9 protein-coding genes are annotated in these 11,502 nt (G+C 52.0%); 4 read left to right on the forward strand and 5 right to left on the reverse strand.

The window, feature by feature from the left end; translation table 11 throughout:
• The 3 genes from EA408_12855 to EA408_12865 form a co-directional block, all read right to left on the reverse strand.
• Positions 1-1,299 (reverse strand): M24 family metallopeptidase (locus EA408_12855; GenBank protein TVR69205.1); only part of this gene is annotated, 1,299 nt, incomplete at its 3' end.
• A 38-nt stretch (positions 1,300-1,337) separates the two neighbouring features.
• A complete protein-coding gene (locus EA408_12860) occupies positions 1,338-2,675 on the reverse strand; it encodes a gfo/Idh/MocA family oxidoreductase (protein TVR69213.1) in 1,338 nt (445 codons plus the stop codon).
• A 132-nt stretch (positions 2,676-2,807) separates the two neighbouring features.
• Positions 2,808-4,091 (reverse strand): metallophosphoesterase, encoded by a 1,284-nt coding sequence (locus EA408_12865; GenBank protein TVR69206.1) that lies wholly within the window; start codon positions 4,089-4,091, stop codon positions 2,808-2,810.
• A gap of 154 nt (positions 4,092-4,245) precedes the next feature.
• Here EA408_12865 and EA408_12870 point away from each other — a divergent pair, with 154 nt between their 5' ends.
• Complete coding sequence (locus tag EA408_12870; GenBank protein TVR69207.1) at positions 4,246-4,884, forward strand: SagB/ThcOx family dehydrogenase; 639 nt, start codon at positions 4,246-4,248, stop codon at positions 4,882-4,884.
• A gap of 107 nt (positions 4,885-4,991) precedes the next feature.
• Here EA408_12870 and EA408_12875 read toward each other — a convergent pair whose 3' ends face one another.
• On the reverse strand, positions 4,992-5,579 hold the full coding sequence (locus tag EA408_12875) for a TetR/AcrR family transcriptional regulator (GenBank protein TVR69208.1): 588 nt from the start codon (positions 5,577-5,579) through the stop codon (positions 4,992-4,994).
• A 192-nt stretch (positions 5,580-5,771) separates the two neighbouring features.
• Positions 5,772-7,982, reverse strand: coding sequence for a ribonuclease R (gene rnr, locus EA408_12880; GenBank protein ID TVR69209.1), 2,211 nt, complete (start codon positions 7,980-7,982; stop codon positions 5,772-5,774).
• A 173-nt stretch (positions 7,983-8,155) separates the two neighbouring features.
• Between rnr and EA408_12885 the strand changes: the two genes are divergently transcribed.
• From EA408_12885 to EA408_12895, 3 genes are all read left to right on the forward strand, one after another.
• A complete protein-coding gene (locus EA408_12885) occupies positions 8,156-8,941 on the forward strand; it encodes a patatin (protein ID TVR69210.1) in 786 nt (261 codons plus the stop codon).
• Between the two features lie 39 nt (positions 8,942-8,980).
• Positions 8,981-9,748: a hypothetical protein gene (locus EA408_12890; GenBank protein ID TVR69211.1), complete on the forward strand. Its 768-nt coding sequence runs from the start codon at positions 8,981-8,983 to the stop codon at positions 9,746-9,748.
• A gap of 202 nt (positions 9,749-9,950) precedes the next feature.
• The gene (locus EA408_12895; GenBank protein ID TVR69212.1) at positions 9,951-11,429 is read left to right on the forward strand and encodes a cysteine--tRNA ligase; all 1,479 of its coding nucleotides are present in this window, start codon (positions 9,951-9,953) and stop codon (positions 11,427-11,429) included.
• Positions 11,430-11,502: the final 73 nt, after the last annotated feature.

Consider the following 11,502-nt stretch of genomic DNA (forward strand, 5'->3'; position numbering starts at 1 on the left):
CCCGAAAAGTCCGTGCAGGTGGTCCAGCCTGTCTTCCAAAAGGTAGAGTCCGGGTTCAATTGTCATCACCATCCCGGGCAGTATCTCCCTTCCCCTTATCTCAGGGTTAAGGATATAGGAGTCGCGGTCAGGTGCGTCAAGATTGCCGTAGCTGCCGGCATCATGCACGTGAAGTCCGATATAGTGATTGTTCCGGTACTGGATATAGAACCGCTTCTGCCACCACGAGGTGGTATCTGTAATTAGTCCCCGCTCCCAGAGTCCGCGAACAATTATTTCGGTTGCCCTGTGGTGGCAGTCCAGTATCCTGTAGCCAGGCTTCATCTTATTTATTGCCTCCTGCTGTGCCTGCAACACCAGTTCGTAGAGGTCCCTCTGCTTTTCGCTGAACCTTCCGTTAACAGGGATCGTGCGTGTTACATCGGCCACATAGCCCCTGCAGGAAGCACCGATGTCGATGAGCAGCAGGTCGCCGTACTCCATGGTGCGGTCATTGAACGGGTAATGCAGGATTGCAGCGTTAGGTCCTGAACCCACGATTGAGCTGAAGCCTGTGTTCAGTCCGTTCTTCATAAAAACGTATTCGATCTCTGCCTGTGCATCATACTCCTTCTGACCGGGGGCAACCGTTTCCATGACTCTCCTGTGTGCAAGTCCCGTCACCGCAACAGCCCTCTTAAGCTGTGCGATCTCCCACTCATCCTTTACCACCCTCATCTCGTGTATTATGGGGGTGAGGTCAGTGTGCAGGAGCCCTGCGGCGGATACATCCTTTCCCGCAATGCCGTTTAGCCTTTCGCGCAGCGAACGGTCATCTTCATGAAGTGAGACCGGTCTTTTCCCTTCGATCATGCCGGCCATTATCTCAGCGAATTTTGCCACCGGGTATGCGGCATCTGCTCCGTACTTTTCTGTGGCGTCTTCAATGCCGGGGCGGGGACCGTCCCACAGGGTTGACATGGGCTCCCTGGGCAGCACGAAAAGTGTATAGGGGGCTTCCGACGAGGGGTCGATCACGGCAACTGCCTGTCTCTCTCCGGTATAGCCGGTAAGGTAGATGAAATCGTTTCCGGCGGCAGCCGAAATTATGGCGATTTCACCTTTCATCTTTTCAGCCAGCCTTTTTCGCCTTGCGCTGAACACTTCCGGATCCAGCTCAGGAGAAAGATCAGGAATAATGAACCTGTCAGGGAGGGTGCAGGCCCCGTCCTGTGCCTGCTCTCCTCCGCTGTTGGTTTTTCCGTTCACTGTTGTCATAACCATTGCCGCGATAGCGGCGGTAAGGATTATTATCCGCATGATCGCATAAAATTATGGGTCAAATTGCCCGAATATAGTTATATTTTTGGTTCCCAGCCCGGCTCGTACTCGCGGCTCCAGAGGCTGAGTGCATCACGGTCGAGTGCCTGCCCGTTGTTACAGTTAACATCGAAACCGTGCCCTATGCGGGTCGCAATATTTGCCAGGTGTCCGAGCAGGGTGCTTTTAACTCCCTCATCGATGGGCGACTTCGGCGTGTCAGTGCCCCTGATCGAGTTGAAAAAGTTCACCACGTGCATTGTTGACATGTCTCCTCCACCTCCAAGAGCCGTTCCTCCCTCATCGTCGCCGGTACGCCTTTCCCTTACCAGGTTTCCATTGCGGTCAAAAAGTTTGTATCCGCCACGGTTGACAAACACAGAACCGTCGGAACCATAAATTATGGTTCCCCTGTCGGACCCGTAGGTATTCAATCCGTTACGGCTCTTGCCGTCCCACTTGATGATCTTGTTCCCCGGGAACCACCAGGTTGCATCCATGGTGTCGTACATGGTCCAGCCGTCATCGGGATAGTGAAACTTGCCTGCTGCCACTTCGACCCTTTCGGGGAAGTCCACCTGCAGCGCCCAGCGGGCAATATCGAGCTCGTGAACCGCATTGTTGCCTGTCTCTGCCGTGCCCCATGTCCACCCGTACCAGTGCCAGTTGTAGTCCCATGTATCATGCATGTATTCCTGCCTCGGTGCCGGCCCCTGGAAAAGATCCCAGTCCAGTCCCTCAGGTACGGGAGCCCTCACGGGCAGAGGCACCTCTCCCCTGGCATTGCTGTAGAATGCGATCGCTTTATATGGTACACCTATGGCACCGTTATGTATATCTCTCACTATCTCGATCGATTCATGAGAGGACCGTTGCTGGTTACCCATCTGGATCACCTTGTCATACTTGTCCTGTAGCTCAATCAGCAGCTCGCCTTCGCGGGGATTGTGGCTGCAGGGCTTTTCAACAAACACATGCTTGCCAGCCTGCACTGCATAACATGTTCCCGGTGCATGCCAGTGATCGGGGGTGGCATCGATAATTGCATCGACCCTGGCGTCATCATAAATCCTGCGGACGTCAATTTCAAGAGCAGGAGTGTAGTCTATGGCATCTGAAAACCTTCGTGCTGCATTATCCCGCTGCCTTTTCATCACATCGCACAGGTAAAGCAGCTGCACATTGTTTTCTTTGGTTGCAACAGGCTCGATGAATGCACCCAGCCTTCTTCCCAGGCCTACAATGGCAATGTTGAGCCTGTCATTGGCGCCTTTTATCCTGTTGTAGCTTGCCGCGCTCATCCCCATCCCGCCTATTGTAACTCCTGCAACACCGAGCGCCGATTTTTTGATGAAAGATCTTCTTGAATTATCCATGGTCATGAGGTTTTATGGTTTGGTTAAGTTCATGCCGCAGCCGTTAACCCCGCCTTCCCGGGATTATGATCATTTTCCTCTTGTATCAGGTGTTAGTACACCAGAATATTTGAGGCTGTAAGATAATAAAAATCATAAATTATTAAGAGAGGCTCTTATAAGCACTATCTCGGGCCTGCTGCCCAGGCGCATCGGCGGGCCCCAGGTACCTATACCGTTTGAAACATAGACCTTCATGCCGTCAACTTCACCCTTCCCCCTGCTGATGGTATATATTGCATTGGTTATCAGGTTAAAAGGCCAGAGCTGGCCGTGATGGGTATGGCCGGCCAGGAACAGGTCGGCTCCCGCAGCGGCAGCCTTCTCAAGGTTGAACGGCTGGTGGTCCATCAGTATTACCGGCAGGTTATCATTCACGCCGTCAAGCAGCTCTTCAACACTTTTCCTGTTGCGACCCGAGAACCTGTTGATGGTAATATCCTCACGTCCTGCAAGGTAGAAACTGTTGTTGATCTTTATAACGCTGTCGCGGATAAGATTTATGCCGTGGCTTGTAAGGTACTTTGCCGCTTCGGCCACTCCGCCGATGTACTCGTGGTTGCCTGTGATGCCGTAAACGCCCAGGGGCGCCGAAAGGTTCTCAATTGCCCTGCCCAGGTCGCGGTGGATGACCGGCCCCACATCTTCGTCGAGAATATCACCTGCCAGCAGGATAATGTCGGGGTTGAGCGAATTGACCCTGTCAACCATCCGTTTAATCCGGTTTTTTGGTGTCAGGCTTCCGAGGTGGATGTCAGATATCAGAGCGATGGTAACATTTTCCATCCGGCCATGGTTATCTCCGGGAGCGGGGTCGCCACCTTCTGCGACTGCTTCACCTGTCTCCCCCGGGATTCCGCTTCCTGCAGTTGCTTCAATTTCTGCCGGTGCTGCATGATAGGCAAGGGCCGTCCTCTTCCCCGAAAGGGTAATATCTATTTCGTTGACTTTTATGAACCAGGTGTTGACATGTGCTGCCATGATTATAACAAAAACGGTGGCGGTTACCCCGTAAAAAAGCACCAGTTTGGTCCCGGCCGCGTTGGCCAGCCAGCCTGAGGGTATCACCGGGACGGCAAGGTTGACAAGCCTGATGAGGTCGATGGCTGCAAGGATCAGCACGAAATAGACCATCGCGCCCAGCCAGAAGGAGCCTGTCCATAAAAGGAAGTTGGTGGGTGGTGAAAGCCAGTAGTTTTCGAGGATCCGGCCGGCCACATAGGCGAGCGACAGGAACAGGAAGAGTGCAAGGTAGATATTGCGGACCCTTGAGGCGGCAGGAAGGGCCTGCCAGCCGCGGATGAAGATGTAGTAATTAACGAGCAGGTATACTGACAGTACGATGCTGTAAAAGATAATAAAGGCTATGGTGCGCATAATTTTTTCTGTTGTTACCCGGAGCAGCGGTCTCTCAGTGAGCCCGTTTACTACTCCGGTTTAAGTTTAACTTTTTGCTTGCCATAACTAAACAAAAAAACCGGGCAAAAGTTGTATCTTTTCGCTGTAAAGTCAAATCAAAAAAACGTTAATTATGCAAAAGATCACCATTGTACTGATTGCCTTGCTAGTTGCTGGTATTGCCACACCTCTGCAGTCACAGGAGACCATAAAGCTTGATGAGCCGGAACGCACCGGCGGGATGCCGCTTTTCGAGGCGCTTGACAAGCGCCAGAGCATGCGGAGCTTCAGCAGCCGTGAGCTGAGCGGCAGGGACCTTTCCAACGTGCTATGGGCCGCATTCGGCATGAACAGGGATGACGGACGCCGTACCGCGCCATCGGCCCGTAACTGGCAGCAGTTTGACATCTACCTGATAATGGCCGGCGGATGGTACCTCTATGAACCGCGGGAGCATGTGCTGGTTAAGAAGGGCGATGAGGACCTCAGGCAGTATGCAGGCAGCCAGGATTTTGTTGCCACCGCACCTGTAAACCTGATCTTCGTGTCCGATCATGACCGGATGTCAGGCGCCAGCCCTGAAAACAAGGAATTCCACTCGGCCACCGATGTAGGATTCATTTCGCAGAACGTATATCTCTATTGTGCATCGGAGGGGCTGGCAACGGTGGTTCGGGGACTTCTTGACAGGGACCTGCTGAAGGAGCTGATGAACCTGGGGCCCTCACAGCACGTTATACTGGGGCAGACGGTAGGGTATCCCGGCAACTGACGCGATTGGGAAGAGGCTGACAGCTTTGTGCCCGAAGAATTGCCCGGGCCGGGACGGGGTGTAATGGTATCGCAGTGCCGGGGCATTTCCCATGCCGGCGGTTGTTGTCAGTGTCTCTTAACGATGCCGTAGAAGAGGAACATCAGCAGCTGCTCGACCTGCTGTTCGAGCTTATAGGGGCCTTCGCGAATTACAATATTATATTCAAGGCCCTTGATGGCGGTAACGATGGCAACTGTTGCCAGCTCGGTGTTGACCAGCTTGAAACGGTTGTTCCTCACTCCGTCTTTCAGGATGCTCTCTACCATCTTCATCTCCTCCTTGTCATACTTGGACCTCACCTTTTCGATAAAGGGGAGGTGGTCGAGGTAGTTGGTCTTTACGGCGGTATATAGGTTGATCGATTCGTTGAAGGCATTCATGCGGGCGATGACATATTTCTTCATCCGTTTGTACGGATCAATAATGTCTTTGGTTGCCAGGATTATCTCGTTTTTCAGGTTTTCGGCCTCGCGCTCCACCACTGCTTCAAAGAGCTCCTCTTTGCTGATGAAATAGTAGTAAAGAGAACTTTTTCCCATGTCGGCCTCCTCTGCAATGTTTTCCATCCTTGCCTCCCTGAAGCCATGCTTGCCAAACACCCTGCCTGCAGCAGTGATGATATTTTCTCTTTTCAGGTCTTTTTTATTGGTCATGTCAGCAAACTTAACCGGCAATCTGATTTCTGCAAATGCTGATTGCAGTCAAATCCTGTTTTGGCCATATCAGCAAACTATACCGGCAATATGATTTCTGCAAATGCTGATTGCCGTAAAAACAAGTTCTGATCCTATCAACTACTATACCGGCAATATGGTCGCTAAAAATAATACCAAAAAAGATATGAGTCAAATATTTCGACCGTTTTCGACCTGCGCAGGCATGAAGTCGAGCTGTCTCTTTTCAAGATTGGCACGTGATATGGCTACCATAATGGTGTCGCCAAGCTGGAATCGCTTGTTATTCCTCTTTCCCGTAAGGCAGTAGTTATCTTCGTCAAACTCGTAGAAGTCGTCGTCCAGGTTGCGGATATGCACAAGTCCCTCACATTTATTTTCGACCAGCTCAACATAGAGCCCCCATTCGGTGACACCTGAGATGACCCCTTCGAACACCTGTCCTACCTTGTCACTCATAAACTCAACCTGCTTATACTTGATCGACGCCCTTTCTGCCTCCACCGCCAGTTGTTCCATCTTCGATGAGTGCTCGCACATCGGTTCGTACTTCTTGGCGCTTTTCGACTCGCCGTTGCTGAGGTAGTGGGTCAGCAGGCGGTGCACCATCATGTCGGGATAACGCCTTATAGGAGAGGTGAAATGGCTGTAATGACCAAAGGAGAGTCCGTAATGCCCAATATTCTTCGTTGAGTATACCGCCTTTGCCATAGACCTGATTGCAAGGGTTTCGATAAGGTTCTGCTCTTTTTTCCCCCGTACCTTCTCAAGCATGTTGTTGAGCGATGATGAGATGGCCCTGTTGCTGCCTGTCTTAATGCTGTAGCCGAACTTCCTGACAAATTTGGAAAATGTCGCCAGCTTTTCCGACTGGGGCTTATCGTGTATCCGGTATACGAAAGTGCGGCCCTTCTTCTTTTTCGTTTTTCCCGCCGTCTGTTTGTCTTCATGCTGTTCGCCGGCCGGCTCCAGGCCTCCGGCAAACTCGGCCACCCGCTTGTTGGCCAGCAGCATGAACTCCTCTATCAGGTGGTTTGCGGCAGCCATCTCCTTGAAGAAGACGCCCAGGGGTTTCCCCTTCTCATCGAGGTTGAACTTAACCTCAGTTTTTTCAAAGGCGATGGCGCCGGTTTTAAATCTTTCGGCACGCAGCTTGACAGCAATATTGTTGAGGGTGAGTATCTCCTCTGCGAGGTCACCCTTGCCTGTGTCAATAACCTCCTGGGCCTCCTCGTAGCTGAACCTCCGGTCAGACCTGATGACGGTCCGCCCGAACCACTCGTTCACCACCGAGGCATTAGCGTCGATCTCGAACACCGCCGAATAGCAAAGCTTATCCTCATCGGGCCTGAGCGAGCATACCATGTTTGAGAGCTTCTCGGGAAGCATTGGCACCACCCGGTCTACCAGGTAAACAGAGGTGGCCCTTTCGTAAGCCTCATGCTCCAGCACACTGCCGGGCCTGACATAGTGTGTCACATCGGCAATGTGCACTCCCACCTCGAAGTTGCCGTTATCGAGTTTCCTGAGTGACAAAGCATCGTCGAAGTCCTTCGCATCGGCAGGGTCGATGGTAAAGGTTGTCACCTTTCTGAAGTCTTTTCTCTTTTTTATCTCTTCGCTGCTTATCTTGTCGGGAATGGCGGCAGCAGCCTCCTCAACCTCCGGCGGAAACTCAATAGGAAGGCCGAATTCCGCCAGGATGGCATGCATCTCGGTCTCATTCTCACCCCCGGCGCCCAGCACCTCGATGATCTCGCCCACGGGATTCTTCACGTTGGCGGGCCATTCGATAATTCGTGCGATGGCCTTGTCGCCGCTTTGCGCACCTTTGAGGCTTTTGAGCGGGATGAACAGGTCGTACGGCAGCACCCTCCTGTCGGCCACCAGGAAGGCAAAATTACTCGACACTTCTACCCTTCCGACGAAAGTCTCGCGCGACCTTTTCAGGATCTCAACAACCTCGCCTTCCAGCTTTCTGCCACGGCGCCTTGCAAAGCAGTACACCTTCACGATGTCGCCGTTAAGTGCGTGGTTCAGGTTGCCCTCGTTCACGAATATCTCCTCGGGGAACTCCTCCGTTACGATCTGTGCAGACCCGGTGGGGCGCATTTCGACGGTCCCGGTAACGTACCCCTCCTTTGAGACGAGCCTGTACTTACCCCTGCTCACCTCCTCGAGGTCCTCCTGCTGGCTGAGCTCTTCAAGTACGGTGACGATGAGTTTTTTCAGATCGCTTTCGCGGATGAGCAGTTGCCTTGCAACCTGCTTGTGGTTGTATGTCTTATTGGGGTGGTCGCCAAAGACGCCCAGCACGGCCCTTTTGAGGCTCTCCTTGTTATATCTTGTCTTGTTCTTGTTGATTTTCTTCTTTTTTGGCATAGTTGTATTGCGGGGTCAATCCCCCTGTTATGGTAAATAATAAATAAAAGTAAACAAAAATGATGTGGGAAACGAAAATAGATTAGTAATTTTGGTAATGAGGCGACGCAGGGCAAACTGCATGCGGAGGGTGGAACCTTGCCTGAAAAATTTCATCAAAGATAACATATTAAATGTTAACATTAAAATTTCTGAAATTTATAAAAAAGGGAAAACCATGTAAAACGGGACTGGCACTCAGTGGTGGCGCGGCGCGCGGCTTTGCCCACCTTGGAGCCGTCAAGGCACTTTACGAGAAAGATATCCGTCCCGACTGTATCGCGGGCACAAGTATAGGAGCGATAGCCGGAGCCCTGCTTGCCGACGGACGCGAACCTGACGAATTACTTGAGATCTTCCTGAAGAAGAGGCTGGTGTCATACCTGAAGATCAATTTTGGCAGAATTGGCCTCCTGAGAATGAGCGGACTTAGATCAGACCTGGAAAAACACCTGAAGGCAAGGACTTTTGAGGAGTTAAAGATCCCGTTCATTGCAGCCTGCACAAACCTCAATTCCGGACAGATCGTTTATTTCAGCAAAGGTGACCTGATTGACAAAGTGCTGGCTTCAGCCAGTATACCCGGCATTTTTGCCCCGGTCGAGATAAATGGACAGCTCTATTCAGACGGGGGTATACTCGACAACCTTCCGGTGAGGCCGTTAAAAGAAAAATGCAACATGATAATCGGCGTTCATGTCAATTATACCGGTCCGCAGGACAAGATCGAAGGCGCAATGTCAATAGTAGAACGGTCGTACCACCTGAGTATCGGCGCCAGGATAGCCGAAACAGCAAATGACTGTGATATGTTTATTGAGCCTGAAGAGCTTCAGGATTTCAGACTGATGGACATGTCAAAAGGACGAGAGATGTTCGAAATAGGGTACCGGCATACAAAAAAGCTGCTTGACGAATGATTTTCGCAGAAACCAGTTATAAACCCAAATAATACTGTTATGGCAAAGAAATACAAAACCGGCCTGGCACTCAGTGGCGGGGCGGCTAGGGGACTTGCACATCTGGGGGTTGTTAAGGCCCTTTATGAAAAAGGGATAAAACCCGATGTTATATCAGGCACCAGTGCCGGCTCCATTGCAGGTGCCTTCCTGGCCGACGGACACGATCCGGAGAAGATGCTCGACATTTTTCTTGAGAAGAAAATCTACCAGTTTCTGGGCATGACGTTCGGGAAGCTTGGGTTGCTGAAGATATCGGGGTTAAGAGATGTTCTTAAAAAACATATTAAGGCGAAAAAATTTGAAGACCTGGAGATACCCCTCTATGTGGCATGCACCAACATGAATTCGGGCGAGGTTGAATATTTCAGCGAAGGCGACCTTATTGAGAGGATTGTTGCCTCGTCAAGCATACCGGTGCTGTTCACCCCTGTTACCATGGACGGGTCGCTCTATGCTGACGGTGGAATACTCGATAACCTGCCGGTGACACCAATCAGGAAAAAGTGCAAAAAGCTCATAGGCGTTCATGTAAATTATACGGGACCCGAAAAGGAGATCGACAGTATGATAAAAATAGCCGAGCGCTCTTTCCACCTAAGTACCGGTGCGAGGATCAAAGAGGTGGCAGAGGAGTGCGACCTGTTCATTGAGCCTGAGGAGCTGAAGAAATACGGACTTCTTGATATAGACAAGGGGAAGAAGATGTTCGAGATAGGGTATAAGGAGGCAAAGAAAAAGCTTGAGGAGAGCAAGGTTTTTAAATAATGGCATCCGGCAGCTTATGAAGAGCCCGGATCACAATACACCCGCGAATAATTCCGTTGCCCGGCCCTGCAATGTGCCGGGGCCCGTTCCGGATAATGCGGGGATGCACGCTGCATTGTTTTGGCGCCGGGTTTAATAATCCCGGCATTCGCTCTGCAATGTGCCCCGAAACTGTTAATTTTGCTGCAACAAAAATATCACGATGAGCAGGTACCAGGAAAACCAACTCTATATTCATAACACCCTCACAAGGAAAAAGGAGCTTTTCGAGGCACTCAGTCCGCCGCATGTCGGACTCTATGTCTGCGGCCCCACCGTTTACGGCGATCCGCACCTGGGCCATGCACGCCCGGCGGTGACCTTCGACCTGCTCTTCCGCTACCTGAAGCTTCTCGGATACAAGGTAAGGTATGTACGCAACATTACCGATGTGGGACACCTCGAGAGCGATGCCGACGAGGGGGAGGACAAGATCCTGAAAAAGGCGCGGCTCGAGCAGCTGGAGCCCATGGAGGTGGTGCAGCACTACACCAATCGTTACCACGAGTCAATGAACATGCTTAATGTGCTGCCGCCCTCTATTGAGCCCAGGGCGAGCGGACATATCATAGAGCAGCAGGTGATGGCCGGGACAATACTCAGGAAAGGGTATGCCTATGAGGTTAACGGCTCATTGTATTTCGACGTGCTGAAATATAATGAGGAGCACCACTACGGCAAACTGTCTGGAAGAGTGCTTGACGACCTTATCAGTAACGCGCGTCAGCTCGGCACACAGGATGAAAAGCGCAACAGCGCCGATTTCGCCCTTTGGAAGAAGGCCGGCCCCACCCATATCATGCGCTGGCCCTCAGAATGGGGCGAAGGTTTTCCCGGTTGGCACCTTGAGTGCTCGGCCATGAGCAAAAAATATCTTGGCGACCGGTTTGACATTCACGGAGGAGGCATGGACCTGCTGTTCCCCCACCACGAGTGCGAGATAGCCCAGTCCGTCGCCGCCACGGGTAGTGATGCAGTACAGTACTGGATGCACAACAACATGGTGACCATCAACGGCCAGAAGATGGGGAAGTCACTCGGCAACTTCATAACGCTCGAAGAGCTGTTCACCGGCAGCCATGAACTGCTGGAGAAGGCCTACAGTCCGATGACCATCAGGTTTTTCATGCTGCAGGCGCACTACGGCAGCACCCTCGACTTTTCAAATGATGCGTTGTCGGCGGCGGAACGTGGACTTGCACGGTTGATGGCGGCGGTGAGCGTGCTCGACAGGCTTAAGCCGGGCGAGGGGGGTGATTTTGATGTTGACGCCTTTGAGCAGAACGCATTTGCTGCCATGAATGACGACCTTGGGAGTCCGGTACTGACGGCCCACCTCTTCGATGCCGCCCGGTTCATCAATTCGGCTTACACCGGTGGCGGTTCTCTTGCAGCCGGCGAGCTGGAGAAGCTGCGCGATCTTTTCAGGATGTTCGTGTTCGATGTGCTCGGACTGGTTGAGGAGAAGAAGGAGATGGGCGAACTGGCAGCCAGGCTGGTGGATCTGCTGCTTAATATCCGCATGGAGGTCAAGAAGAAGAAGGACTTCGAACTCTCCGACCGCATACGCGACGAACTCAACTCCTTCGGCATAACCGTAAAGGACAAAAAGGACGGTTTCGAGTGGCTGTTCGATCAGTAGGGTTCAGGCGGGGAAGCTGGATTGGCCACCCTGCCTGATTGGGCCCTTTGAAGGATTTGGCCCTCTGCCGGAT

Source organism: Marinilabiliales bacterium, from assembly GCA_007695015.1.
GTDB lineage: Bacteria > Bacteroidota > Bacteroidia > Bacteroidales > PUMT01 > PXAP01.